The organism is Paraburkholderia sp. Cy-641 (assembly GCF_011752945.1).
GTDB lineage: Bacteria > Pseudomonadota > Gammaproteobacteria > Burkholderiales > Burkholderiaceae > Paraburkholderia.
Genome location: NZ_VWWM01000008.1, coordinates 84,262 through 109,022, shown reverse-complemented (window position 1 = coordinate 109,022; position 24,761 = coordinate 84,262). Strand labels below are relative to the sequence as shown.

Sequence of the window (24,761 nt, the reverse complement as noted above, 5' to 3'; positions counted from 1 at the left end):
TAACGCCTTGCCGGGCGCACGCCGCCGCCCTCGCCTAACGCGAATCCTTGTTCAGCCAGCGGCGCCCTTCGATCGAGCCCGCCTTGCGCGTCTTCTCGACGCGGCGCTGGCGCGACACCTTCGGGTCCACGAGCAGCGGCCGGTAGATTTCGACGCGGTCATGATCGGCGAGCACCGTGTCGAGCGGCCTGAGCTTGCCGAACACGCCCACCTTCTGCGCGGCGAGATCGATCGACGGGAAACGCCGCAGAATGCCGCTCGCGTCGATCGCCTGCTGCAGCGTCGCGCCCTCGGGCAACTCGAGCGCAATCAGCGTTTGCGCACCGGCCAGCGCGTAGCAGACCTCAACCGACAGCCGCGCGCTCATGCCTTGCCGTAGCGCTGATCGGCGCGCTTCACGAAAGATTCGACGAACGTATTGGCGATGTGATTGAACACCGGGCCGATGATTTTTTCGAGCAGGATGCTGGTGAATTCGTAGTGCAGTGCGAATTCAATCTTGCATGCGTCGGCGCGCAGCGGCGTGAAGCGCCAGAAGCCGGTGAACTTGCGAAACGGGCCGTCGGCGAATTCCATGTCGATGCGCGTGGGCCGCTCCATCGAGTTGCGCGTCGCAAAATGCTGCTTGATGCCCTTGAAGTTGATGTCGATCCGCGCCTCCATGCCGGTTTCGTCCTGGCGGCGAATTTCGACGCCCCCGCACCAGGGCAGGAAATTGGGGTAATCGGCGACGTCGGTGACGAGGTCGAACATCTGTTCCGCCGAATGGCGAATCAACACGGTTTTCTGGACATCTGCCATAAATTGAACAACGCGTGGCAAGGGTGGACGAGCGCGGCGGGCTTTCCTTGCCCCGCTTTGCTAAAATCGTGATTTTAAACGAGTTGAGCGCTTTCCATTCATGAGCATTATCGACAACAGAAAAGCCTTCTTCGACTACTCGGTCGAGGAGCGCTACGAAGCCGGACTCGTGCTCGAAGGATGGGAGGTCAAGGCCTTGCGCGCCGGGCGCGGCCAGATCAAGGAAGGCTACGTGGTGATCCGCAACGGCGAGCTGTTTCTGATCGGCACGCACATCAGCCCGTTGCCCGAAGCGTCGACGCACATCCACCCGGATCCGGTCCGCACGCGCAAGCTGCTTTTGCATAGCGAAGAGATCAGCAAGCTGATCGGCAAGGTCGAACAGCGCGGCTATACGCTCGTGCCGCTCAATTTTCACTACAAGAACGGCCGCGTCAAATGCGAGATCGGCCTCGCCAAGGGCAAGAAGCTGCACGACAAGCGCGAGACCGAGAAAAAGCGCGACTGGGAGCGCGAAAAGGCGCGTTTGATGCGTTCGTGAGCGTGGGCGCACGGTCGCGCCACCTGCGCCCATGTAAAGACTGTGCTTCGGCGCGCCGGCTTCATTCACCGCTTCATTCACCGCTTCATTTGCCGATTCGTTCGCGGCTTCATGTGCTGCCTTGTCGACCGCCCCGCGCGCACCGGCGCCCCGCCTTCAGCAAGGCTGAGAATCCGCAACAGGAAAATGGCCCGCATCCCGATGATTGCTGGCCATTTTTTTGCGGGAAACCGCCAGCTCTCCCAGTGCCTGCTCCTGACTCCCGCTAGGCCGAAGCGGGCCCGCCCTTGCCCTTGTTCACGATCGTCAGCGCCGACGCGATCATCGAACTCATGTTCGACATATCGCCCGGCACGATCAGCGTCGTGCCCTGCTTCGCCAGATTCGCGAACGCATTCACATACTGCTCCGCCACCTTCAGATTCACGGCCTCCATCCCGCCGTTCGACTGGATCGCCGCCGCGATCTTCTGGATCGCCTGCGAGTTGGCCTCGGCCACGGCCAGAATCGCCGCCGCCTGCCCCTGCGCCTGGTTGATCGCCGCCTGCCGTTCGCCCTCGGACTTCTGGATCGCCGCCTCGCGCCCGCCCGATGCGATGTTGATCTGCTCCTGCTTGCGCCCCTCCGACGCCGCGATCAGCGCGCGCTTCTCGCGCTCGGCGGTGATCTGCGCCTGCATCGCGTGAAGAATCTCCTTGGGCGGCGTCAGGTCCTTGATCTCGTAGCGCAGCACTTTCACGCCCCAGTTCGCCGCCGCTTCATCGAGCGACGACACGATGCTGTGGTTGATGAAATCGCGCTCTTCAAAGGTCTTGTCGAGTTCGAGCTTGCCGATGACCGAGCGCAGCGTGGTCTGCGAAAGCTGCGTGATCGCGAACACGAAATTGCTCGACCCGTAGGACGCCTTCATCGGATCGGTGACCTGAAAGTACAGCACGCCGTCGACCTGCAACTGCGTGTTGTCGCGCGTGATACACACCTGGCTCGGCACTTCGAGCGGGATTTCCTTCAGCACGTGCTTATAGGCGACCCGGTCGACGAACGGAAACGCGAAGCTCAAGCCCGGCGTCAGCGTCGCATGATAACGGCCGAGGCGCTCGAGCACCCACGCATGCTGCTGCGGCACGATCTTGATGGTCTGCGATGCAAGCACGATCACGACGATCAGCAGCACCGCCCCGACGATGGTTGAATCCATGTTGCTACCCTCCGGTCCGTGGTTTGAATCGTTCTACGCAGGTTAATGCGCTGGCGTTTTTTGATGCTGATGCTTCTGATGCTGATCTGTCAGTGAGATTTGCGGGCCCGCATTGCCCCGCATGGCAATCGCCCCTCAGGCCGCCGGTGCGCCGGCAGGCTGCGAACGGCTCGCCACGACGATCAGGCGGCTACCGCGCAACTCCCGGATCTCGTAGACCTGCGCATCTTCGGGCTCGCCCTCGGCCAGTTCGACGTCCCATGCCGCACCGCGATAGGTCGCGCGCGCCCGGCGCTCGTGCCACGCCGGCACGTTCAGCGTCTGACCGATATCGAGATTGACGTCGGGGTTGCGCGACGCCTGTTCGCGCTTGCGCCGGCCGAAACGCGAGCGCCGCAGCAGCACGACTGCCGCGAGCGCGACCACCGCGGCGATCGCGAACTGCGCGTCGGCGGCCGCGCCGGCAATATGCGCCAAGGCCGCCGCGACACAGCCGAGCGCGATCATCAACAGATAGAAGGTGCCGCTCATCAGCTCCAGCACGACAAGCACACCCGCCCCGATCCACCAGAACAGTCCACCAGGCGCCACGTCGACCTCCACAAAGCAAAACACCCCGGATCTACCGGGGTGTTTATAGCACGAAGCGGGCGTGTTCAACGGGCGCTACCGCGCATGTCCGCGCGTTGCCGATTCGTCGCAGCTCGCGCCATAACTCGCGCTGCAACTCACACCGTGCACGCCGCCCGACAGGCGGCCTGCACGGCTTCGCCGCTTACTGCTTCGACTTCGCCAGTTGCTGCCACGTCTCGATGATCGTGTCGGGGTTCAGCGAGATCGACTTGATGCCTTCGTCCGTCAGCCATTGCGCGAAGTCCGGATGATCCGACGGCCCCTGGCCGCAGATGCCGACGTACTTGTTCAGACGCAGGCAGGTTTCGATCGCGCGCTTCAGCATGAACTTGACCGCCGGATCGCGCTCGTCGAAATCGACGGCGAGCAGTTCCATGCCCGAGTCGCGGTCGAGGCCGAGCGTGAGCTGCGTGAGGTCGTTCGAGCCGATCGAGAAGCCGTCGAAGTACTGCAGGAACTCTTCGGCGAGGATCGCATTCGACGGCACTTCGCACATCATGATGAGGCGCAGGCCCTTCTCGCCGCGCTTCAGGCCGAACTTCTCGAGCAGCCCGACCACGCGCTCCGCCTGCTTCAGCGTACGCACGAACGGCACCATGATCTCGACGTTGTCGAGGCCCATCTCTTCACGCACCTTCTTCAGCGCGACGCATTCCATCTGGAACGCTTCGGCGAAGTCTTCCGCGATATAGCGCGACGCGCCGCGGAAGCCGAGCATCGGGTTTTCCTCGTCCGGCTCGTAGCGCGAACCGCCGATCAGCTTCTTGTACTCGTTCGACTTGAAGTCGGACATACGCACGATGACGGGCTTCGGATAGAACGCCGCCGCGATCGTCGCGATGCCTTCGGTCAGCTTGTCGACGTAGAACGCGCGTGGCGACGCGTGACCGCGCGCGACGCTTTCGACCGCCTTCTTCAGGTCCTGATCGACGTTCGGGTACTCGAGGATCGCCTTCGGATGCACGCCGATGTTGTTGTTGATGATGAATTCGAGCCGCGCGAGACCCACGCCTGCGTTCGGCAGTTGCGAGAAGTCGAAGGCGAGCTGCGGGTTGCCGACGTTCATCATGATCTTCACCGGAATCGGTGGCAGTTCGCCGCGCTGCACTTCGGTGACTTCGGTTTCGAGCAGACCGTCGTAGATCTTGCCTTCGTCGCCTTCCGCGCACGACACGGTGACGAGCGCGCCGTCCTTCAGCACGTCGGTCGCGTCGCCGCAGCCGACCACGGCCGGCACGCCCAATTCACGCGCGATGATCGCCGCGTGGCAGGTGCGCCCGCCCCGGTTCGTGACGATCGCCGAGGCACGCTTCATGACCGGTTCCCAGTTCGGGTCGGTCATGTCGGCGACGAGCACGTCGCCCGGCTGCACGCGGTCCATTTCCGACGGATCGTGGATCACGCGCACGGGACCCGCGCCGATCTTCTGGCCGATCGCGCGGCCCGTGGCGATCACGTTCGACTGGCCCTTCAGCTTGAAGCGCTGCTCGGCCTTGCCCACGCCCTGGCTCTTCACCGTTTCCGGACGCGCCTGCAGGATGAAGATCTTGCCGTCGCGGCCGTCCTTGCCCCACTCGATGTCCATCGGACGCTGGTAGTGCTTCTCGATAATGACCGCGTACTTCGCGAGCTCGATCACGTCTTCGTCGGTGATCGAGAAACGGTTACGCTGCTCGTGCGGCACATCGACGGTCTTCACGCGGCCCGGCTCACCGGCCTTCGTGAATTCCATCTTGATGAGCTTCGAGCCAATCGAGCGGCGGATGATCGGGTACTTGCCCTGCGCGAGCGTGGTCTTGAAGACATAGAACTCGTCCGGATTCACGGCGCCTTGCACGACGGTCTCGCCGAGGCCATAGCTCGACGTGATGAAGACCGCGTCCTTGAAGCCCGATTCGGTATCGAGCGTAAACATCACGCCCGCCGCGCCGACGTCCGAGCGCACCATGCGCTGCACGCCCGCCGACAACGCGACTTCAGCGTGCGTGAAGCCCTTGTGGACACGATAGGAGATCGCACGGTCGTTGTACAGCGACGCGAACACGTGCTTCATGCGGTCGAGCACGTCGTCGATGCCGACCACGTTGAGGTAGCTTTCCTGCTGACCGGCGAACGAAGCATCGGGCAGGTCTTCCGCGGTCGCGGACGAACGCACGGCAAACGAGAGCTCTTCGGGCGAGCTCTTTTGCAGCGTGTCGAACCCTGCGCGAATGTCAGCCTCGAGCTGCGGCTGCAGCGGCGCGTCGACGATCCATTGACGGATCTCCTTGCCCGCTTCGGCGAGCGCCTTCACGTCGTCGACGTCGAGTGTTTCGAGACGTTTGGCGATGCGTTCGGTCAGATTGTTGTGCTGCAGGAAGTCGCGGAAAGCCAGCGCCGTGGTGGCGAAACCGGTCGGCACGCGCACACCGGCTTCGGCGAGCTGGCTGATCATCTCGCCCAGCGACGCGTTCTTGCCGCCGACGATCTCGACATCGGTCATCCGCAACTGCTCGAACGGAACTACATACGCCTTGTCCTTTGCGACGGTAACTGCGTTAGTCATACAAGCCCCTAAGTGTGAAAGAAATTCACGGCTGTGCAAGTGGGCTTGAACACGGGCGGCCCATTGGAAGCTCGACCCCGTGCCTTGCACAACCTGTTGGAGAAGCAATCGCGATATCGGGAGCGTGCGGCCCCATGCGTGCTGCGCGCGGATGCTCGATAAAACACACGATTGAGCGGACTTGCCGCCCGATCTCCCGTGTTCAGCGCCCATTCGCGGCGGATAGCGCGGCGTTGGTCGACCGTTCGCGGTGAGTTAGACGCCAATCGCCTGCAATTGCTTATCCAACAGGTTGCCGCTATTCTACCGTGCCGACTCCTGAAATGTGGCAGTCGGACGAGAATTGCGCCTCGAATCGCGCCCGGCCCTGGCCTGCGGGCTTTTGCGAGGCTGCGCCGCTTCCCGCCCGAGGCCGTGGTACTGGCAGACTCTGCGCCGGCCGCCGCGGTTCAGCCGCCGGAGCGCCGCCCCGCGGCGGCGCGGTTCGATTCGGGCGCGCTTTACCGCTCACGCTTCCCGGCCCGTTTGCCGCTCACGTTCAAAGCCCCACTGATGCCGCCCACCGTATTCATCGTCTCAGACGGTACCGGGATTACTGCCGAAACCTTCGCGCATTCGATCCTCTCCCAGTTCGACCAGAAATTCCGCCTGGTTCGCGTGCCTTTCGTCGATTCGACCGAGAAGGCCTACGCGACGCTCGAAAAGATCAACGAGGCGGTCGTGCAGGAAGGCCGCCGTGCAATCGTCTTCACGACGCTCGTCGACAGTTCGTCGAACAAAATCGTCAAGGGCTCGAATGCGCTCGTGCTCGACATGTTCCAGACCTTCGTCGAGCCGCTCGAGCAGGAGCTCGAACTGAAGTCGAGCCACGCGATGGGCCGCGGCCACCAGAACGCCGACACCGAGGAGTACAAGAACCGGATCGAAGCGATCAACTTCTCGCTCGCGCACGACGACGGTCAATCGAACCGCAATCTCGCCGACGCGGACGTGATCCTCGTCGGCGTATCGCGCAGCGGCAAGACGCCGACGAGCCTTTATCTCGCGATGCAGTACGGCGTGAAGGCGGCGAACTATCCGCTGATTCCCGAGGATTTCGAACGCGGCAAGCTGCCGACGCCGCTGCTCGAACATCGGCAGAAGATGTTCGGGTTGTCGATCGATCCGCAGCGGCTGTCGGAGATCCGCAACGAGCGGCGGCCGGGCAGCAAGTACGCGGCGCTGGAAAACTGCCGCTACGAAATCAACGAGGCCGAAGCGATGATGCGGCGTGAGGGGATCAAGTGGCTGTCGTCGACGCACAAGTCGATCGAGGAGATCGCGACGACGATCCTGCAGGAGATCAAGCTGGACCGCTCGTCTTATTGATATTGAGCGCCGTGGCGGCGGCATGGCGCCAGTGCGGGGCTTGCCCGCAACCGCCCGGCGCCGCCCTCGCCTACGCCTTCCGCCCGCGCCGCTGACGGCACTGCTCGAATACGCAGACAGCCGCCGCCGCGGCCACGTTCAGCGACTCCATCCCGCCCGGCTGCGGAATCGTCACGCGCAGCGACACGGCATCGCGCCAGGCCTGCGACACGCCCGCCCCTTCATTGCCGAACACCCACGCGAGCGGTCCACCCAGATCGCAATCGTAGATCGCCTCGGCGCCATGCGAATCGGTGATGACGATCGGCACCGCGAGACGTTCGATCAACGCGTTCGCGTCGACGTCCTCGTGAATGTGCAGCAGGAAATGCGCGCCCATACCCGAGCGCAGCACCTTCGACGACCACGCGTACGCCGTGCCCGGCGCGCAGAACACCTGCCCGATGCCGGCCGCCGCCGCGCTGCGCAGAATCGAGCCGACGTTGCCCGCATCCTGCACGCCGTCGAGCACGAGGCAGTTCTGATCGACACGCTCGGGCAGCGGCGTATCGAGCTTCTCGACCAGCAGCAGAATGCCGATGCCATGCACGACGTTCGAGAGCTGGCCGAACAGCGCATCCGGCAGCGTGACGAGCCGGTGATCCTCGATGCGCGACACGATGGCCTGCGCTTCGTCGTGACGCAGCGCGCCGTCGGTGACGATGCACAGTTCCGGCTGACCGGCGACATCGAGATACGCGCTCGCGAGATGAAAACCTTCGAGCAACGCATGGCCGCTGCGGCGCTGTTGATGCGTCGAGCCGGCCAGTGCCTTCAGGCGCTTGTAGAGCGGATTGTCCCGCGAGGTGATGGCTTTCACAGGCAGCGAAGGCGAAGAAAATGGAAAAAGAGTGGATAGCGCGAGAGCGCCGGCCGTATTTTATGCCGTGCTCAACAAGCAGCGCCTGAAAGGCGCTCAGGAAATACCAGGCGGTACCTAGGCATCATCCCGGTGCCTTCCGAAATGCGGTTATTCACGCGACGCCCGTGCCGCGTTCATGCGGTACTTCATACAGCAGCGAATTAGCCAGGTGTCTTGCCGGGCATCGCGCTTGCGCCGACCTGCGCCGCCGTGGATGGATCAGCGCACCGGCACGACGACGACACCCGTGCCGAATCGCTGATACGCCTCGCGCACCGGCGCGAACGAACGCCGATGATGCTCGCAAGGCCCATGCTCGCGCAGCGCCGCCAGATGCTGCGGCGTGCCGTAACCGGCATGCGCGTCGAAACCGTAGACGGGATAGGCCTCATGCAGTTCGAGCAGCATGCGGTCGCGCGTAACCTTGGCGAGAATCGACGCGGCCGAAATGCTTTTGACGAGCGCATCGCCGCCGATCACCGCTTCGGCGCGCATGGCGAGCGTCGGGCAGCGGTTGCCGTCGATCCTCACGAGCGTCGGCACGACCGACAGCCCCTCCACCGCGCGCTTCATCGCGAGCATCGTCGCGTGCAGGATGTTCAGCGAGTCGATTTCCTCGACCGTCGCCGACGCGATGCAGTAGGCGAGCGCCCGCTCGACGATCTTGTCGTACAGCGCCTCGCGCTTTTTCGCGGTAAGCGCCTTCGAATCGTCGAGACCGCGAATCATCGGCTTGTCCGGATCGAAAATTACCGCCGCCGCGACGACCGGGCCCGCGAGCGGCCCGCGCCCGGCTTCGTCGACGCCGCAGACGATGTCGTCCGCGCTCTCGAAGTTCAGGCCCGCCTGGGCCGTGGTCTTGCGGCGCGGCACGCGTGCCGTGCTCATGCCCGCCCCGCCCGCCGGTCGACGACGCTCGCCACGACTTCCGCCGCCCGCTGCGCCGTGTTCTGCTTCAGCACGTGGTGCATCTCCGTGAAGATTTCCGTCAACGTGCGCCGGTTGGACTCGTCGCGCAGCTGTTTCAGCGTCGCCTCGGCGAGCGCCTGCGGCGTCGCGAAGTGCTGCAGGATCTCGGGCACCACGAAGCGCCCCGCCAGAATGTTCGGCAGGCCGACGTACGGCAGATAGCCCTGGCGGCGCATGATCTGGCCGGTCAGCCAAGGCACCTTGTAGGAAATGACCATCGGCTTTTTCAGCAGCGCGGCTTCGAGCGTGACGGTGCCGCTCTTCACGAGGATCGCGTCGGCGGCCGTCATCGCGAGCTGCGACTGGCCTTCGGTGATGGTCAGCGCGAGGCCCGGATGCGCCTCGACGAGCGGCTGCAGCTGCGCGCGCAACGCGGGCGTGGCCGCCGGCATCACGAAGCGCACGCCGGGCTCCTGGTGCTGCATCATCTCCATCGCCGCGAAGAACGTCGGGCCGATCAGGTCGATCTCGGAGCGCCGGCTGCCGGGCAATACCGCGATCACCGGACCGCTTTCGGCAAGACCGAGCGTGCGGCGCGCGCCGAGCGTGTCGGGTTCGAGCGGAATCTGGTCGGCCAGCGGATGCCCCACGTACGATGCCGCGACGCCCGATTTTTCGAGCAGCGCCGTTTCGAACGGGAACACGCACAGCATGTGGTCGACCGCCTTGGCGATTTTCTTGATGCGCCCGCCGCGCCACGCCCAGATGGACGGACAGACGAAGTGCACGGTCGGAATGCCGGCGTCGCGCAGCGCATGTTCGAGCCCGAAGTTGAAATCGGGCGCGTCGACGCCGACGAACACCGACGGCGGCTCGGCGAGCAGCTGGCGCTTCAGTTCGTTGCGAATGCCTAGGATTTCGGGAATGTGCCGCAGCGCTTCGACGTAACCGCGCACCGTAAGCTTTTCCATCGGCCAGTGCGCGTCGAAGCCCGCGGCCATCATGCGCGGACCGCCGATGCCGTAGTACTGCGTGCCGTCCGGCAGGCGGCTTGCGAGGCCGTCGAGCAGCGACGCAGCGAGCAGATCGCCGGACGGCTCGCCGGCCACCATCGCGACGCGCAGCGGGCTGGGTTGCAACGCCATCGTCTAGCGGATGATGCCGCGCTGCGACGCTTCGACGAACGCGAGCAGCGTCTGCACCGGAGCGTCGCCGTCGCCGCCGGCGGCGGCGAGTTCGCGCAGTTGCACCTTCGCCTCTTCGAGCGACAGGCCGTTCTTGTACAGCACGCGATACGCCGTGCGCAGCACCGAGATCGCATCGGCCGAGAAGCCGCGGCGGCGCAGGCCTTCGACGTTGATGCCGTGCGGCTCCGCCTTGTTGCCCGCGGCGATCACGTATGGCGGGACGTCCTGCACGAGCGCCGACGCGCCGCCGAGCATCGAGTGCGCGCCGATGCGCACGAACTGGTGCACGCCCGACATGCCGCCGATGATCGCGTGGTCGCCGATCGTCACGTGGCCGGCCATCTGCGCGTTGCTCGACAGGATCACGTTGCTGCCGACGTGGCAGTCGTGGCCGATATGCACATAGGCCATGATCCAGTTGTCGTCGCCGAGCGTCGTGACGCCCGCGTCCTGCACCGTGCCGGTGTGGATCGTCGTGAATTCGCGGATCGTGTTGCGGTTGCCGATCACGAGTCGCGTCGGCTCATCCTTGTACTTCATGTCCTGCGGACGGCCGCCGACCGATGCGTAATGGCCGATGCGGTTGTCTTCGCCGATCGTGGTGTGGCCTTCGATCACGCTGTGCGACCCGACCGTGCTGCGCGCGCCGATCGTCACGTGTGCGCCGATCACGGCATAGGGGCCGACTTCGACGGATTCGTCGAGTTGCGCGCCCGCTTCGATGATCGCAGTGGGATGAATCCTGCTCATGCGTCCTCGCTTCTGATTCTGTTGCGTTGTCTGGATGGGCGTGCCACAGGCCGGCCGCGCGCGTCGCGCCACAGCGTGCCCGCCGAACGGCTCAGGCGTCCTTGTCCGTGTGCCGCACCGCGCACATCAGATCGGCTTCCGCCGCCACGACTCCATCCACTTCGGCACGCGCCTTGAACTTCCAGATGCCGCGCATGTGACGCTCGAACGTGCAGTTCAGGATCAGCTGATCGCCCGGCTCCACCACGCGCTTGAAACGCGCGTTGTCGATGCCGACGAACAGGTACAGCGTGTTCGACGGATCGCTCGGCTCTTCCGAGAACGTCAGCAGCGCCGCGGTCTGCGCGAGCGCTTCGAGAATCAGCACGCCTGGCATCACCGGCCGCGTCGGGAAATGTCCCTGGAAATACGGCTCATTGATCGACACGTTCTTCAACGCTTTGATGCTCTTGTGCGGTTCGAGTTCGAGCACCCGGTCGACCAGCAGGATCGGATAACGATGCGGCAGCAGCGTGAGAATCTTATGAATGTCGAGATTGATTTTTTCGGTGCTCATGGTGTTTCTGCTCACGCGTTGAATGCGCGATGATGACTGCGGATGCTGGTGCAGGTAGGTTGAAAACGCGCGCGGCCGGCGCCCGCGAGGTCCGCTGCGACAAGGGCGGCGGCCCTGCCGCCCGGTCACGGCAACCGGCTCTGCTTCATGATGCTCGCCCGCTATTTTACGCGGTGCCGGCGCGCCGCCGGGATTTCTTAGAGCGGGTTGCCCGCGGCCTCGCCTGTCGCGCCGCCGGCCTTGTCTGCGGCGGCGCTTTCGAGCGCCTTGATGCGGTCGCGCAGCTTGTCGATATTGCGCAGCAGCGCCGCGCTCCTGTTCCAGTCCGCGTGATTCACGGCCGGGAACGCACTCGTGTAGATGCCGGGCTTCGGCAGCGACTTCGAGACGCCCGACTTCGCCGTGACGATCACGTAGTCGGCCAGCGTGACGTGCCCCGCAATGCCGACCGCGCCGCCGATCATGCAGTGACGGCCGATCGTCGTGCTGCCCGCGATACCCGCGCAGCCCGCGATGACCGTGTATGCGCCGACCTTGCAGTTGTGGCCGATCTGCACGAGGTTGTCGATCTTCACGCACTCCTCGATGATCGTGTCGGCCATCGCGCCGCGGTCGATCGTCGTGTTCGCGCCGATTTCGACGTCGTTCGCGACCGACACGCCGCCGACCTGCGGAATCTTCACCCAGCTGCCGGTGCGCGCCTCGCCCTCGCCGACAAAATCCGGCGCGAAGCCGAACCCGTCCGAGCCGATCACGGCACCCGCGTGCACGATCACGCGCTCGCCGAGCTGACAGCCGTGGTAGACCGTGACGTTCGGATACAGATGCGAGTGGGCGCCGACGCGCGTGCCGCGGCCGATCACCACATTGGCGTCGAGCCGCACGTGCTCGCTAATCACCGCGCCGGCTTCGACCGTGACGCGCGGACCGATCACCGCGCTCGCGGCGACCTGGGCCGAGGCATCGATCGTTGCGCTCGGATGCACGCCGGGCGCCGCTTTCGGCGTGGCGAGGTCGATGAAGGTCTGGGCAATGCGCGCGAAGTAAGCGTACGGATTCGGCGTGACGATGAAATTACGGCCATCGGGCGAAGCCAGCTTCGCGAGGTCGCCGGCATTGATCAGCACCGCGCCCGCACGGGTCGTTTCGACCTGCGACAGATACTTCGGATTGGCGAGGAACGCCAACTGGTCCGGGCCCGCCTGATCGAGCGGCGCAAGACTGCCCACGCGCTGCGAACCGTTTCCGACTACTTCACCGCCGAACCGCCGGACGATGTCCTCGAGCGTAAATGCCATGCCTATCCTGTCTCCTACCTGTTCAATCCAAGCCATCGGCGGACACGCGCCGGCGCAGGCTCACGGCCATGCGCCACGCGATGACCGTTAGTTGCCCGATGCCGCCAGCGCCTTCAGCACCTGGTCGGTGATATCGATGCGCGGGCTCACGTACACCGCTTCCTGCACGATCAGATCGTAGTGCTGCGTCTCGGCGATCTGCTTGATGACCTTGTTCGCGCGATCGAGCACCGCCGCGAGTTCTTCGTTGCGGCGCTGGTTGAGGTCTTCGCGGAACTCGCGCTGCTTGCGCTGGAAGTCCGAGTCGAGCTGCGACAGATCGCGCTGCTTCTGCGCGCGGTCGGCCGCCGACATCGACGCGCCGTTCTTGTCGAGCGCATCGGACATCGACTTGAGCTTCTGCGCCATGTCGGCGAGATCCTTGTCGCGCTTCGCGAATTCGGCTTCGAGCTTGAGCTGTGCGGCCTTTGCCGCCGCCGATTCGCGCAGGATACGGTCGGAATTCACCGCGGCGATCCTCGCCTCCTGCGCATGCGCAACCCCGACTCCCAAGGTCATGGCCAGCGCCAATGCGCACGCTACACGTTTCGAAAACATACCGGTTAGCAAAGTCATCCTCTCGATACCGTAGTTTGGCCGGGCCGCCGCCGGAAACCGATCGCGGCCGGAACCGCCCGCCGCGCGATCAGAACGCCGTCCCGATCTGGAACTGGAACTTCTGATACTGGTCGCCTTCATGCTTGATAAGCGGGAAGCCGAGGCTCAGCTTGAGCGGGCCGATCGGCGAAATCCACGCGAGACCCACGCCGTAGCCGTAGCGCAGGCCGTTCGCGCCGGTGCTCGCGCAGCCGCTCGACGTACAGCTTGCCTGGCCCCAGACGTTACCGCCGTCAAGGAATGTGAACACACGCAGCGTGCGGTCGTAGCCGGTGCCCGGCAGCGGGAACGTCAGTTCGACGTTGCCGACGAGCATCTTCGAGCCGCCGATCGGATCGTTGGTCTTGCCGTCGCGCGGACCGAGCGAGCTCGGCTCGTAGCCCCGCACCGAACCGATACCGCCCGCGTAGTAGTTCTTGAAAATCGGATAAGGCTTGCCGCCGAGGCCGTTACCGTAGCCGCCCTGGAAGTTGAAGCCCAGCACGAAGCCGCGCGCGAACGAGTAATAGTACTGCGCGTTGATGTCGGCCTTGTAGTACTGCGTGCCGCCGATCGGCGTGCCGTATTCGGCGTTCGCCTGCGTGAAGTAGCCGCGGCTCGGCACCAGCGCGCTGTCGCGCGCATCACGCGACCAGCCGACCGTCAGCGGGACGTTGTTCGACACGCGGCCGAACTCGTTCACGTAGTCGATATAGCTTTGCGGCGTGTTCGAGTCGATGTCGAGCTGGTTCTGCTCGAAGCCCGCGCCGAAATACACCGTGTCGACTTCCGAGAACGGAATACCGAACTTCAGGTCGGCACCGGCCGTGACGATCTTGAAGCTCGAATCGGTCGAGTAGTACAGCGGCTGATACGTGCGGTAGTAGACGTCGGTAATGCGCTTGATGCCATCGACCGTGAAGTACGGATCGACCTGCGTGACCGTCAGCGTGCGGTACGTCTTCGCGGTATTGACGTTCACCGACAGGCTCGTGCCCGAACCGAACACGTTGTCCTGCGAGACACCGGCCGACAGCACCACCTTGTCCGTCGACGAGAAACCCGCGCCGAGCGTGATCGCGCCGGTCGGCTTTTCGGCAACCTTGACGTCGATGTCCACCTGGTCGGGCGTGCCTTCCACCGGCACCGTGGTCACGTCGACGTCGGTGAAGTAGCCGAGACGGTTGATACGGTCCTTCGACAGCGCGAGGCGGTTCGAATCGAACCACGAGCTTTCGAGCTGGCGCATTTCGCGGCGCACCACTTCGTCGCGCGTACGCGTGTTGCCGACCACGTTGATGCGGCGCACATAGACGCGGCGGCTCGGGTCCACCTGCAGCGTGAGGTCGACCGTGTGGTTGTTCTGGTCGATCTGCGGCTGCGCATTGACGGTGGCGAACGCATAGCCGTATTCGCCGAGCTTGTCGACGATCGCCTTCGTGGTGGCCTGCAGCTTTTCGGCCGAGAAGCGGTCGCCCGGCTTGATCTTGATCAGCTTCTTGAGTTCCGCTTCGCGGTCGAGCAGATTGCCGGCGAGGCGGATGTTCGAAATCGTGTACGGCTGGCCTTCGTGCAGCGTGACCGTCAGGTACATGTCCTTCTTGTCCGGCGTGATCGACACCTGGGTCGATTCGATGCTGAACTCGAGGTAGCCGCGATTCAGGTAGTACGAACGGATGTTCTCGAGGTCGCCGGTGAGCTTGTCTTTCGCGTACAGGTCGTTCTTGGTGTACCACGAGAACCAGTTCGGCGTGGACAGCTGCATTTCGTCGCGCAGCGTGCCGGTGCTGAACGCCTTGTTGCCGATGAAGTTGATCTGGCGGATCTTCGCGCTCGGACCTTCGGCCACCGAGAACAGCACCGCGACGCGATTGCGGTCGATCGGCGTGATCGTGGTGGTGACTTCGGCCGCGTAGTAGCCGCGCGTCAGATACTGGCGCTTCAGCTCCTGCTCGGCCTTGTCGACGAGCGCCTTGTCGAAGTAGCGGCCTTGCGACAGCCCGACCGCGCGCAGCGCCTTGGTCAGGTTGTCCTTCTCGAACTCGTGAATGCCGGCGAAGTCGATCGTGCCGATCGCGGGACGCTCCTGCACCTGCACGATGACGACGTTGCCCTCGGTCGCGATCTTGACGTCGTTGAAGAAGCCGGTCGCATAGAGCGCGCGAATTGCTTCGGACGCCTTGTCGTCGCTAAAGGTATCGCCTTGCTTGATGGGCAGATACGCGAACACCGTACCGGGTTCGACGCGTTGCAATCCCTCAATGCGAATGTCTTGCACCACGAAGGGCGTTGTTGCGTGAGCAACCAGCCCATGCGCGGCGAACGCCGCGGCTATAACCGTCTTCGGACCAAAGCGATGAGGTTTAAACAACGTGCTTCCCCAGTGTGTATAGCTGCATCAGGCCGGGCGGCCGCCCTCGAGAACGCCGCCGGACACTTTAAAAATGGATTAAACGAGCCAGATCGTTGAACAGCGCAATCGCCGACAGCGCGACGATGCAGGCGAGACCCGCCCTCTGAAAAACGAGTTGCCAACGATCAGAGACAACTTTACCGGTTACAGCTTCAACCAAATAATATAACAGATGCCCCCCGTCCAATACCGGAATCGGTAGCAGGTTCAGCACACCGAGACTGATGCTGACAAGGGCAAGGAACGACAGGAACGCCGACGGCCCCAGGCGCGCGCTCTTTCCCGCGTAGTCGGCGATCGTCACGGGACCCGACAGGTTCTTCAGCGACGCCTCGCCGACGATCATCCGCCCGAACATGCGCACCGAGTACACCGCGAGGTCCCACGTGCGGCGCGCGCCGAGCCGCAGGCTTTCGAGCGGCCCGTAGCGCACCTCGATCGACGGCACCTGGGTCGCCAGTTCGGCGCCGATGCGGCCGATCTGCTGGCCAGTCGCCGCGTCGCGCTGCAACTGCGGCACGATACTGAGCTCGTCGAGGGTGCCCGCCGCATGGCCGCCGCGGCCGCCGCGCTCCACCTGCAGCCTGAGCGGTTCGCCAGCGTGCGATTTTACATAAGCAATGAAGGCCGCGGCATTATCGGCCGGCGTGCCGTCGATCGCGCGCAGCCGGTCGCCCGTGGCGAGCCCGGCCTTCTGCGCCGCGCTGCCCGCCTGGATACCGGCCACCGTAAGCTTGCCGCCACCGGGCTCGAAGCCGAGGTGCGACATGAAATCGTCGTCGACGTCCTTCTCGGCGAGGCCGCGCAGGTCCATCGGGAAATCGGACGTGCCGTGCGCGTCCTTCGCGACGAGCACGATGTGCTTGTGATCGAACGCGGCGCCAAGCAGCTTCCAGCGCAGATCCGACCAGGAGCGCACCGGCTCGGTCTGATCGGCGCCGTCCGCGCGCACGCCGACGATCGTCTCGCCGCCCTCGAAGCCGGCCAGTGCGGCCGGCGTATTCGGCGCGGGCGTCGCGAGCACGGCCGACGGTTCCGTCACGCCGGTGGCGAACACCAGCGCAAACAGGACGATGGCGAGCAGGAAATTGGCGACCGGCCCCGCCGCGACGATCGCAAAGCGCCGCCACACCGACTGCCGGTTGAACGCATGCGGTAAATCCGCGGCGGGAATCGCCGCAGCGCCCGTCTCGCGCTCGTCGAGCATCTTCACGTAACCGCCGAGCGGCAACGCGGCAATCGTCCACTCGGTGCCCGTCTTCGGGCTCACCCACTGGACCAGCGGCTTGCCGAAGCCGATCGAAAAACGCAGCACCTTCACGCCGCACAAACGCGCGACGCTGTAATGCCCGTACTCGTGGACCACCACGAGTACGCCAATCGCAACCGCGAAAGCGAGCAGTTCGATCAGCAGGTTCATGAACGCCTCACTGGACGGCGCGTTCCGTGCGACGGGCGCCATCGGGCAGGCGCGCGATGAATGCGGCCGCGGCGTGGCGCGCGGCGGCGTCCGCCTCGATGACGTCGTCGAGCGCGTGCGCGCTGCGGTTCGGCAACGCGGAGAGCACCGAGTCGACCACTTCGGCGATCGCCATGAAGCCGATGCGGCGCGCGAGGAACGCTTCCACCGCGATCTCGTTCGCGGCATTGAGCGCGGCGCTGGCGATGCCGCCCTCCGCGAGCGCCTTCATCGCGAGCGCGAGACACGGGAAGCGCGCGTAGTCGGGCTTTTCGAACGACAGCGAGGCGATCTGGGCGAGATCGAGCTGCGCGACGCCCGAATCGACGCGCTCGGGGAACGCGAGCGCATGCGCGATCGGCGTGCGCATGTCGGGGTTGCCGAGTTGCGCGAGCACCGAGCCGTCCACGTACGACACGAGCGAATGGATCACGCTCTGCGGATGGATCAGCACCTCGATGCGCTCGCCCGGCAGGTTGAACAGCCAATGCGCCTCGATCACTTCGAGACCCTTGTTCATCATCGTGGCCGAATCGACCGAAATCTTGCGGCCCATCACCCAGTTCGGGTGCTTGCAGGCTTCGTCAGGCGTCACGTCGACGAGCGTGGCCCGCTCGCGCGTGCGGAACGGCCCGCCCGACGCGGTCAGGATGATCTTCGAGACGCCGCCATGCTGCGATGCCTCGTGCGGCAGGCATTGGAAAATCGCGTTGTGTTCGCTGTCGACCGGCAGCAGCACCGCGCCGTGGTCGCGCACCGCGTCCATGAAGATCGCGCCGGACATCACCAGCGCTTCCTTGTTCGCCAGCAGAATGCGCTTGCCCGCGCGGGCCGCGGCGAGGCTCGGCGCGAGACCGGCCGCGCCGACGATCGCCGCCACCACCGTATCGCAACCGTCGCTCTTTGCGACGTCGACGAGCGCTTGCGGCCCGTAGGCGACCTCGGTCCTGCTGCCCGCTTCGCGCAGCCGTGCGGCGACCTTGGCGGCCGTGTCGGCATCGCCGACCACCGCCACTTCGGGCGCAAAGCGCAAGCATTGCTCGACGAGCTTGTCGCCGTTGCGATGCGCGGACAGCGCGTAAATCGAAAAACGCTCGGGATGGCGCGCGACGACGTCGAGCGTACTGTCTCCAATCGAGCCCGTGGAACCGAGCAATGTCAGACGTTTTTGCATATCTCTTTCTCTAGCCGAGCAGCAGCATGGCAAGCGGCAGCACCGGCAATAATGCGTCGATGCGGTCGAGCACGCCGCCGTGGCCCGGCAGCAAACCGCTCGAGTCCTTCACGCCGGCCTGGCGCTTCAGCATCGATTCGAACAGGTCGCCGACCACGCTGAAGGCCACCAGCAAGGTCAGTGCGAGCACGGTGCGCACGGCGCCCCATTGCGCCAGCAGCGCAGAATACAGGGTTGGCTCGAACGCGTGCAAAAAGACCGCCGCCGCCGCGACGATCATGACCAGCAGCCAGCCGCCGATCGCGCCCTCCCAGGTTTTACCCGGACTGATGGCCGGCGCCAGCTTGTGTTTCCCGAAAGCCTTTCCCGAGAAGTATGCGCCGATATCGGCGAGCCATACCAGCAGCAGCAGCGACAGCACGAACGGCACGCCTTGCATGCGCGCGGCGACGAGAGCATGCCAGCACGCGACGAATCCGACAATGCCGGCAAGAAACAGAAAGGTGCGCCATGCGCCCTGCGCGAGCGCGGGCTTGCGCAGCAGCACGAACGGACCGGCGATCACCCAGAAGATCGCGGCGGCCTTGAAAAGCGAACGGGCCTCCGCGATGCCCGTGCCGAGCCGCGTGCTCGCGACCAGCGCGAGCGCCGCCAGCAGCGCGTAGACCACCGGGCCGGCGCCGCCGACCTTGAGCAGGCGCGCCCACTCCCACGCGGCGAACACGACGACGAAAGCGATCAGCGCGCCGAACGCGCCGACCGGCGCGAACAGCGTGACAGGCAGGAACACGGCCAGCAGGACGATCGCCGTGATGACACGGGTCTTTAGCATGGAAGCGAATCGACGTTCTGCGATTGCGGCTCGAGCTGGGCGCTGGTACGGCCGAAGCGGCGCTCGCGATCGCCGTACGAGGCGATGGCATGAGCGAGCGCGTCGGCGTCGAAATCCGGCCAGAACGTGTCGGTGAAATAGAACTCGGTGTAGGCCAGCTGCCACAGCAGGAAATTGCTGACGCGGCGCTCGCCGCCGGTACGGATGAAGAGATCGGGCTCGGGCGCGTAGGCCATCGACAGATGCTCGGCGAACGAGTCTTCGTTCACCTCGACCGGCTTGCCCGCCGCCGCCGACTGCTCGGCGAGCTTGCGGGTGGCCTGCATGATGTCCCAGCGGCCGCCGTAGTTCGCGGCGATGGTCAGCGTGAGACGGGTGTTGCGCGCGGTCTTGGTTTCCGCGCGCCTGATCAGGTCGCGAATTCTCACGTCGAAACGCTCGAGATCGCCGACCACGCGCAGGCGGATGCCATTCGCGTGCAGCTTGCCGATCTCGCGCTCGAGCGCGGTGACGAAGAGGCGCATCAGGAACGACACCTCTTCGTTCGGGCGGCGCCAGTTCTCCGAACTGAAGGCGAACAGCGTCAGATATTCGACGCCCCGCTGCGCGCACGCCTCGACGGCCGAGCGCACCGCGTCGACGCCGCGCGTATGGCCCGCCACGCGCGGCAGACGCCGCTTGGTGGCCCAACGGCCGTTGCCATCCATGATGATCGCGATATGTCGCGGCACCGCGGCGACTTCAGGCACGCGCACGGTTGAGCTGGTATAGGTCATGGCCGTCGGGACAGTAATGCCAGTAAAGAAGTGGAAACCAGAAGGGACTGAGCCGAACGGCGTCAGACCGTCATGATCTCGGCTTCTTTCGTCGTGACGAGCTTGTCGATTTCGGCGACGAACTTGTCCGTCAGCTTCTGGACGTCGTCACCCGCGCGGCGCTCGTCGTCTTCGGAAATTTCCTTGTCCTTGACGAGCTTCTTCAGTTGCTCGTTGGCGTCACGGCGCAGATTGCGCACGGCCACCTTGGCGGTTTCCGCTTCGCTGCGCACGACCTTGGTCAGTTCGCGGCGGCGCTCTTCGGTCAGCGCAGGCATCGGCACGCGGATCACGTCGCCGTGAGTGGCCGGGTTCAGACCCAGGTCCGACTCGCGGATCGCCTTTTCGACGACCTGGACCATCTTCTTTTCCCACGGCTGCACGCCAATCGTACGCGCGTCGATCAGCGTGAGGTTCGCAACCTGCGAAATCGGCACCGGCGAGCCATAGTAGTCGCACTGGATATGATCGAGCAGGCCCGTGTGCGCACGGCCCGTGCGGATCTTCGACAGGTCGTTCTTGAACGCGTCGATCGAGCGCTGCATCTTCTGCTCCGCGCCCTTCCTGATATCAGCCACAGACATTTTTAAACCTCCGAACCTTCAAAACGGTGCGAGCCGCCCGGCACGCGCGATGCGGCGGCCCGGGCTCGCGTCAAAGCCCACGTAACGTAAAACGAAGTTTACACGTGGACGAGGGTGCCCTCGTCCTCACCTTGTACGATGCGCTTGAGCGCACCCGGCTTGACGATCGAAAACACGCGGATCGGCAGCTTCTGGTCGCGGCACAGCGCGAATGCCGTCGCGTCCATCACCTGCAGATTGCGGCCGATCGCTTCGTCGAAGCTGATCGTGGTGTAACGGGTCGCGCTCGGATCCTTCTTCGGATCGGCCGAATAGACACCGTCCACCTTGGTGGCCTTCAGCACCACTTCCGCGCCGATTTCCGAGCCGCGCAGCGCGGCCGCCGTGTCGGTCGTGAAGAACGGGTTGCCGGTGCCGGCCGCGAAGATCACGACCCTGCCTTCCTCGAGCTGGCGGATCGCGCGGGGCCGGATGTACGGCTCGACGACCTGATCCATGCGCAACGCCGACTGCACGCGCGCCTCGATACCGGCGTGGCGCATCGCGTCCTGCAGCGCCAGCGCGTTCATCATCGTGGCCAGCATGCCCATGTAGTCGGCCGTCGCGCGGTCCATGCCCGCCGCGCCGCCGGCGACGCCACGGAAAATATTGCCGCCGCCGATCACCACGGCCAGCTGCGTTCCGAGACGAACCACTTCGGCCACGTCCGCCACCATTCGTTCGATGGTCGCGCGATTGATGCCGAAGGCATCGTCGCCCATCAGAGCTTCACCGGAGAGTTTGAGCAGGACGCGTTTATAGGCAGTGGGCATAGAGGTATCCAGATCGCGCAGAACAGGGCAACAACAAGGGACTAATGTAGGGGTGAAACGCTGATTCGGGCAAGCGCCGCCAAATTGACGAACCCTGGGGTTCGCCGGCGGCGGCCGCGCGGCGGGGGTCAACCCGTGCACGGCCTTGCGGCGCCGCCGAGCGCGGCGAAGTCCTGCTTCGCCGCGGGTCCAACGGTACGGCTATGAAGCTTAGGTAAGGCTTATTGTTGCTTTGCAGCAGCGACCTGGGCGGCCACTTCCGCGGCGAAGTCGTCCTGCTTTTTCTCGATGCCTTCGCCGACCACGAACAGCGCGAACTTCTGCACGCTCGAATTCGCCGCCTTCAGCATCTGTTCGATCGTCTGCTTGTCGTTCTTCACGAACGTCTGGTTCAGCAGCGACACTTCCTTCAGGTACTTCTGCACGCTACCGTCGACCATCTTCGCGACGATTTCAGCCGGCTTGCCCGATTCGGCGGCCTTCTGCTCAGCGATGCTGCGTTCCTTGGCGATCAGGTCCGCCGGCACGTCGTTCGACGACAGCGAAACCGGCTTCATGGCGGCGATGTGCATAGCGACATCCTTGCCGACCTGCTCGTCCGCGCCGGTGTACTCGACCAGCACGCCGATGCGCGTGCCGTGCAGATACGAGGCCAGCTTGTTGGCGGTATCGAAGCGCTCGAAGCGGCGGATCGACAGGTTTTCGCCGATCTTGCCGACCAGCGCGAGGCGCACCGCGTCGACGGTCGAGCCGTCGAGCGGCAGTGCCGACAGCGCGGCGACGTCAGCCGGGTTCTGCGTTGCGACCAGTTCCGCAACCTTCTTCGAGAAAGCGAGGAAGTCGTCGTTCTTCGAAACGAAGTCGGTTTCGCAGTTCAGTTCGACGAGCGAACCAGCGTTGCCGTTGATGAACGAGGCGACGACGCCTTCAGCCGTCACGCGCGATGCCGCCTTGCTCGCCTTGTTGCCGAGCTTCACGCGCAGCAGCTCTTCAGCGCGCGCCAGATCGCCGTCGGCTTCCGTCAGTGCCTTCTTGCATTCCATCATCGGCGCGTCGGTCTTTGCGCGCAGTTCTGCAACCATGCTTGCGGTAATTGCCGCCATCATTTGCTCCTTGGGTTCTGTCTGTCACACGCCGCCCGCATTTCGATGCCGGCGGCAGGAATTCGTTTCAGCGTTTTCGCGAATTTTTGCGAGCGACGCGCGAGGCGCCGCCTGAAGCACTCTGCCAGATGCCTGTTACAACGCTTGTTACAGGCGTCGCGGCTTAAAAAAAGGGGGCCTGTAAGAAGCCCCCTTTTTTGCCGGACACGGGGCAGCTTTACGCTTCTCCGTTGACCTCGACGAACTCGTCGCCGTCACCGCCGCGGGCAGCCTGGACCACTTCGTTGACCGCGTTCGCACGGCCTTCGAGGATCGCGTCGGCCACGCCAGCCGCGTACAGTGCGACGGCCTTGCTGGCGTCGTCGTTACCCGGGATCACGTAGTCCACGCCTTCCGGCGAGTGGTTCGTATCGACCACGGCGATAACCGGAATGCCGAGCTTGTTCGCTTCGGTCACGGCAATCTTGTGGTAGCCGACGTCGACGACGAAGATCGCGTCCGGAATGCCGCCCATGTCCTTCACGCCGCCGATCGACTTTTGCAGCTTGGCCATTTCGCGTTCGAACAGCAGCGCTTCCTTCTTGCTCATGCGCTCGGTTTCACCGGCTTCCAGCGCCGCTTCCATGTCCTTCAGGCGCTTGATCGAAACCTTCAGCGTCTTGAAGTTGGTCAGCATGCCGCCGAGCCAGCGCGCGTTGACGAACGGCATACCGGCGCGCTGCGCTTCCTGGGCGATCGTGTCGCGCGATTGACGCTTCGTGCCGACGAACAGGATCGTGCCGCGGTTCGATGCCAGCTGACGCGCGTACTTCAGCGCGTCGTTGTACATCGGCAGCGTCTTTTCGAGGTTGATGATGTGAATCTTGTTGCGATGACCGAAAATGAAGGGGGCCATCTTCGGGTTCCAGAAGCGCGTTTGGTGGCCGAAATGGACACCGGCTTCCAGCATTTGACGCATCGTAACTGCCATGAAATTCTCCACGAGGGTTGGGTCTTAAGCCGGCTGCCGTATCGGCCGCGCCCGCCTTCTTCCGGCTGGAACGCGGCGACACCCTGGATGCGCCGGCTTGCGAATGAGTTGCCTGCACTGCTTTTGCACTAACTACTTTCTCACCCGCGGCACAAGCAACCAGCGCCGCGAGAAGCCTTTCCCGCCCCACCCTTATTTGCATCATTCACATGACTCGCGTCAATGCAATAAAAAACTGGGCGTGGATCGACTTAGCCGAAGATTATAGCACGCGACTATCGACCGACTCAACCCGCGCCGATGGCCGCCGCCAGCCTCGCCGCCCATCGGCGGAAGATCGCACGGGGCGCCCGCAAAACGCGCCTCCCCGCTTGCAAAAGCCTGCGGCAGCCGGAATATGGTGCGATAATCCCGCAATAAATCGCATTTCAGGCCCGACTCATGGCTATTACCCTCAAAAACGACCACGATATCGCACAGATGCGCGTCGCTTGCCGGCTCGCCAGCGAAGTGCTCGACTACATCACGCCGTTCGTCAAGGCCGGCGTCACGACGGGCGAACTCGACCGCCTCTGTCACGAATACATGCTGAAGGAACAGGGCACCGTTCCCGCGCCGCTCAATTACCAGCCGCCCGGCTACCCGCCCTATCCGAAAGCCACCTGCATTTCCGTCAACGACGTGATCTGCCACGGCATTCCGGGCGACAAGGCGCTCAAGAACGGCGACGCGCTCAACATCGACATCACCGTCATCAAGGAAGGCTATTTCGGCGACACGAGCCGCATGTTCATCGTCGGCGAAGGCTCGATCATGGCGAAGCGCCTCGTGCAGGCCACCTTCGAATGCATGTGGCTCGGCATCGACCAGGTGCGCCCCGGCGCGCATCTCGGCGACATCGGCTATGCGATCCAGAAGCACGCCGAAGGCCTCGGCTACAGCGTGGTGCGCGAATATTGCGGCCACGGCATCGGCACCGTGTTCCACGAAGACCCGCAGATCCTGCACTACGGCCGCCCCGGCACCGGCATCGAACTGCAGGCCGGCATGATCTTCACGATCGAGCCGATGATCAACGCGGGCCGCCGCGACATCCGCACGATGCCGGATCATTGGACCGTCAAGACTCGCGACCGCAGCCTGTCGGCGCAGTGGGAACACACGGTGCTCGTCACGGAAACCGGCTACGACGTGCTGACCGTGTCGGCCGGCACGCCCGCGCGGCCGCCCGTCGTCGCCGCGACCGCCTGAGCGGGCCCGCCCTCACCGCCGCCCG

24 protein-coding genes are annotated in these 24,761 nt (G+C 64.4%); 3 read left to right on the top strand and 21 right to left on the bottom strand.

The window, feature by feature from the left end; translation table 11 throughout:
* Nucleotides 1-34: 34 nt before the first annotated feature.
* Entirely contained in the window at nucleotides 35-367 is a 333-nt protein-coding gene (locus F3J20_RS06745) for an RnfH family protein (RefSeq protein WP_167282625.1), read from the bottom strand.
* Complete coding sequence (locus F3J20_RS06740) at nucleotides 364-801, bottom strand: type II toxin-antitoxin system RatA family toxin (protein WP_167045318.1); 438 nt, start codon at nucleotides 799-801, stop codon at nucleotides 364-366. The genes F3J20_RS06745 and F3J20_RS06740 overlap by 4 nt, the downstream gene beginning before the upstream one ends.
* 100 nt (nucleotides 802-901) lie before the next feature.
* Between F3J20_RS06740 and smpB the strand changes: the two genes are divergently transcribed.
* Nucleotides 902-1,342, top strand: coding sequence for an SsrA-binding protein SmpB (gene smpB, locus F3J20_RS06735; RefSeq protein ID WP_167045315.1), 441 nt, complete (start codon nucleotides 902-904; stop codon nucleotides 1,340-1,342).
* Nucleotides 1,343-1,607: 265 nt separating this feature from the next.
* Here the strand turns inward: smpB and F3J20_RS06730 are convergent, their stop codons facing one another.
* The 3 genes from F3J20_RS06730 to ppsA form a co-directional block, all read right to left on the bottom strand.
* Nucleotides 1,608-2,540 (bottom strand): SPFH domain-containing protein, encoded by a 933-nt coding sequence (locus F3J20_RS06730; RefSeq protein ID WP_167045299.1) that lies wholly within the window; start codon nucleotides 2,538-2,540, stop codon nucleotides 1,608-1,610.
* Nucleotides 2,541-2,675: 135 nt separating this feature from the next.
* Nucleotides 2,676-3,131, bottom strand: coding sequence for an NfeD family protein (locus F3J20_RS06725; RefSeq protein ID WP_167045297.1), 456 nt, complete (start codon nucleotides 3,129-3,131; stop codon nucleotides 2,676-2,678).
* 184 nt (nucleotides 3,132-3,315) lie between these two features.
* Nucleotides 3,316-5,718, bottom strand: a complete 2,403-nt coding sequence (gene ppsA / locus F3J20_RS06720) for a phosphoenolpyruvate synthase (protein WP_167045294.1) — start codon at nucleotides 5,716-5,718, stop codon at nucleotides 3,316-3,318.
* A 552-nt stretch (nucleotides 5,719-6,270) separates the two neighbouring features.
* On the opposite strand from ppsA, the gene F3J20_RS06715 reads away from it, so the two are divergent.
* Entirely contained in the window at nucleotides 6,271-7,086 is an 816-nt protein-coding gene (locus tag F3J20_RS06715; protein WP_167045291.1) for a pyruvate, water dikinase regulatory protein, read from the top strand.
* Nucleotides 7,087-7,156: 70 nt separating this feature from the next.
* On the opposite strand, the gene F3J20_RS06710 is transcribed toward F3J20_RS06715, so the two are convergent.
* From F3J20_RS06710 to rpsB, 16 genes are all read right to left on the bottom strand, one after another.
* Complete coding sequence (locus F3J20_RS06710) at nucleotides 7,157-7,945, bottom strand: RNA methyltransferase (RefSeq protein ID WP_167282623.1); 789 nt, start codon at nucleotides 7,943-7,945, stop codon at nucleotides 7,157-7,159.
* A 261-nt stretch (nucleotides 7,946-8,206) separates the two neighbouring features.
* Complete coding sequence (gene rnhB / locus F3J20_RS06705; RefSeq protein ID WP_167045285.1) at nucleotides 8,207-8,875, bottom strand: ribonuclease HII; 669 nt, start codon at nucleotides 8,873-8,875, stop codon at nucleotides 8,207-8,209.
* Nucleotides 8,872-10,041, bottom strand: coding sequence for a lipid-A-disaccharide synthase (lpxB, locus tag F3J20_RS06700; RefSeq protein WP_167045282.1), 1,170 nt, complete (start codon nucleotides 10,039-10,041; stop codon nucleotides 8,872-8,874). Before lpxB ends, rnhB begins: the two co-directional genes overlap by 4 nt.
* 3 nt (nucleotides 10,042-10,044) lie before the next feature.
* A complete protein-coding gene (lpxA, locus tag F3J20_RS06695) occupies nucleotides 10,045-10,833 on the bottom strand; it encodes an acyl-ACP--UDP-N-acetylglucosamine O-acyltransferase (RefSeq protein WP_167045279.1) in 789 nt (262 codons plus the stop codon).
* Nucleotides 10,834-10,924: 91 nt separating this feature from the next.
* Nucleotides 10,925-11,389, bottom strand: a complete 465-nt coding sequence (gene fabZ, locus F3J20_RS06690) for a 3-hydroxyacyl-ACP dehydratase FabZ (RefSeq protein WP_006048683.1) — start codon at nucleotides 11,387-11,389, stop codon at nucleotides 10,925-10,927.
* 197 nt (nucleotides 11,390-11,586) lie between these two features.
* Nucleotides 11,587-12,687 carry a UDP-3-O-(3-hydroxymyristoyl)glucosamine N-acyltransferase gene (gene lpxD, locus F3J20_RS06685; RefSeq protein WP_167282621.1) on the bottom strand — a complete coding sequence of 367 codons (1,101 nt, stop codon included), beginning with the start codon at nucleotides 12,685-12,687 and terminating at the stop codon, nucleotides 11,587-11,589.
* An 87-nt stretch (nucleotides 12,688-12,774) separates the two neighbouring features.
* Nucleotides 12,775-13,296: an OmpH family outer membrane protein gene (locus F3J20_RS06680; RefSeq protein ID WP_205193092.1), complete on the bottom strand. Its 522-nt coding sequence runs from the start codon at nucleotides 13,294-13,296 to the stop codon at nucleotides 12,775-12,777.
* 76 nt (nucleotides 13,297-13,372) lie between these two features.
* Complete coding sequence (gene bamA, locus F3J20_RS06675) at nucleotides 13,373-15,694, bottom strand: outer membrane protein assembly factor BamA (RefSeq protein ID WP_167045270.1); 2,322 nt, start codon at nucleotides 15,692-15,694, stop codon at nucleotides 13,373-13,375.
* A gap of 67 nt (nucleotides 15,695-15,761) precedes the next feature.
* The gene (gene rseP, locus F3J20_RS06670; protein ID WP_167282620.1) at nucleotides 15,762-17,156 is read right to left on the bottom strand and encodes an RIP metalloprotease RseP; all 1,395 of its coding nucleotides are present in this window, start codon (nucleotides 17,154-17,156) and stop codon (nucleotides 15,762-15,764) included.
* 7 nt (nucleotides 17,157-17,163) lie between these two features.
* Entirely contained in the window at nucleotides 17,164-18,369 is a 1,206-nt protein-coding gene (locus F3J20_RS06665) for a 1-deoxy-D-xylulose-5-phosphate reductoisomerase (protein WP_167282618.1), read from the bottom strand.
* Nucleotides 18,370-18,379: 10 nt separating this feature from the next.
* The gene (locus F3J20_RS06660) at nucleotides 18,380-19,201 is read right to left on the bottom strand and encodes a phosphatidate cytidylyltransferase (protein ID WP_167045261.1); all 822 of its coding nucleotides are present in this window, start codon (nucleotides 19,199-19,201) and stop codon (nucleotides 18,380-18,382) included.
* Nucleotides 19,195-19,977 (bottom strand): polyprenyl diphosphate synthase, encoded by a 783-nt coding sequence (gene uppS, locus F3J20_RS06655; protein ID WP_167045258.1) that lies wholly within the window; start codon nucleotides 19,975-19,977, stop codon nucleotides 19,195-19,197. The genes F3J20_RS06660 and uppS overlap by 7 nt, the downstream gene beginning before the upstream one ends.
* Before the next feature lie 62 nt (nucleotides 19,978-20,039).
* Nucleotides 20,040-20,600, bottom strand: a complete 561-nt coding sequence (frr, locus tag F3J20_RS06650) for a ribosome recycling factor (protein ID WP_013089702.1) — start codon at nucleotides 20,598-20,600, stop codon at nucleotides 20,040-20,042.
* A gap of 98 nt (nucleotides 20,601-20,698) precedes the next feature.
* Nucleotides 20,699-21,412 carry a UMP kinase gene (pyrH, locus tag F3J20_RS06645; RefSeq protein WP_074764243.1) on the bottom strand — a complete coding sequence of 238 codons (714 nt, stop codon included), beginning with the start codon at nucleotides 21,410-21,412 and terminating at the stop codon, nucleotides 20,699-20,701.
* A 221-nt stretch (nucleotides 21,413-21,633) separates the two neighbouring features.
* Nucleotides 21,634-22,515, bottom strand: a complete 882-nt coding sequence (tsf, locus tag F3J20_RS06640; protein WP_167282722.1) for a translation elongation factor Ts — start codon at nucleotides 22,513-22,515, stop codon at nucleotides 21,634-21,636.
* Nucleotides 22,516-22,732: 217 nt separating this feature from the next.
* A complete protein-coding gene (gene rpsB, locus F3J20_RS06635; protein WP_167045255.1) occupies nucleotides 22,733-23,485 on the bottom strand; it encodes a 30S ribosomal protein S2 in 753 nt (250 codons plus the stop codon).
* Between the two features lie 441 nt (nucleotides 23,486-23,926).
* On the opposite strand from rpsB, the gene map reads away from it, so the two are divergent.
* Nucleotides 23,927-24,736: a type I methionyl aminopeptidase gene (gene map / locus F3J20_RS06630; RefSeq protein WP_167045252.1), complete on the top strand. Its 810-nt coding sequence runs from the start codon at nucleotides 23,927-23,929 to the stop codon at nucleotides 24,734-24,736.
* Nucleotides 24,737-24,761 lie beyond the last annotated feature (25 nt).

Bases quoted from the DNA above. Each gene is read 5' to 3' on its own strand.
- F3J20_RS06745 (WP_167282625.1), bottom strand. From the start codon at position 367: ATGAGCGCGCGGCTGTCGGTTGAGGTCTGCTACGCGCTGGCCGGTGCG.
- F3J20_RS06740 (WP_167045318.1), bottom strand. From the start codon at position 801: ATGGCAGATGTCCAGAAAACCGTGTTGATTCGCCATTCGGCGGAACAG.
- smpB (WP_167045315.1), top strand. From the start codon at position 902: ATGAGCATTATCGACAACAGAAAAGCCTTCTTCGACTACTCGGTCGAG.
- F3J20_RS06730 (WP_167045299.1), bottom strand. From the start codon at position 2,540: ATGGATTCAACCATCGTCGGGGCGGTGCTGCTGATCGTCGTGATCGTG.
- ppsA (WP_167045294.1), bottom strand. From the start codon at position 5,718: ATGACTAACGCAGTTACCGTCGCAAAGGACAAGGCGTATGTAGTTCCG.
- F3J20_RS06715 (WP_167045291.1), top strand. From the start codon at position 6,271: ATGCCGCCCACCGTATTCATCGTCTCAGACGGTACCGGGATTACTGCC.
- rnhB (WP_167045285.1), bottom strand. From the start codon at position 8,875: ATGAGCACGGCACGCGTGCCGCGCCGCAAGACCACGGCCCAGGCGGGC.
- lpxB (WP_167045282.1), bottom strand. From the start codon at position 10,041: ATGGCGTTGCAACCCAGCCCGCTGCGCGTCGCGATGGTGGCCGGCGAG.
- lpxA (WP_167045279.1), bottom strand. From the start codon at position 10,833: ATGAGCAGGATTCATCCCACTGCGATCATCGAAGCGGGCGCGCAACTC.
- fabZ (WP_006048683.1), bottom strand. From the start codon at position 11,389: ATGAGCACCGAAAAAATCAATCTCGACATTCATAAGATTCTCACGCTG.
- lpxD (WP_167282621.1), bottom strand. From the start codon at position 12,687: ATGGCATTTACGCTCGAGGACATCGTCCGGCGGTTCGGCGGTGAAGTA.
- rseP (WP_167282620.1), bottom strand. From the start codon at position 17,156: ATGAACCTGCTGATCGAACTGCTCGCTTTCGCGGTTGCGATTGGCGTA.
- F3J20_RS06665 (WP_167282618.1), bottom strand. From the start codon at position 18,369: ATGCAAAAACGTCTGACATTGCTCGGTTCCACGGGCTCGATTGGAGAC.
- F3J20_RS06660 (WP_167045261.1), bottom strand. From the start codon at position 19,201: ATGCTAAAGACCCGTGTCATCACGGCGATCGTCCTGCTGGCCGTGTTC.
- uppS (WP_167045258.1), bottom strand. From the start codon at position 19,977: ATGACCTATACCAGCTCAACCGTGCGCGTGCCTGAAGTCGCCGCGGTG.
- frr (WP_013089702.1), bottom strand. From the start codon at position 20,600: ATGTCTGTGGCTGATATCAGGAAGGGCGCGGAGCAGAAGATGCAGCGC.
- pyrH (WP_074764243.1), bottom strand. From the start codon at position 21,412: ATGCCCACTGCCTATAAACGCGTCCTGCTCAAACTCTCCGGTGAAGCT.
- tsf (WP_167282722.1), bottom strand. From the start codon at position 22,515: ATGGCGGCAATTACCGCAAGCATGGTTGCAGAACTGCGCGCAAAGACC.
- rpsB (WP_167045255.1), bottom strand. From the start codon at position 23,485: ATGGCAGTTACGATGCGTCAAATGCTGGAAGCCGGTGTCCATTTCGGC.
- map (WP_167045252.1), top strand. From the start codon at position 23,927: ATGGCTATTACCCTCAAAAACGACCACGATATCGCACAGATGCGCGTC.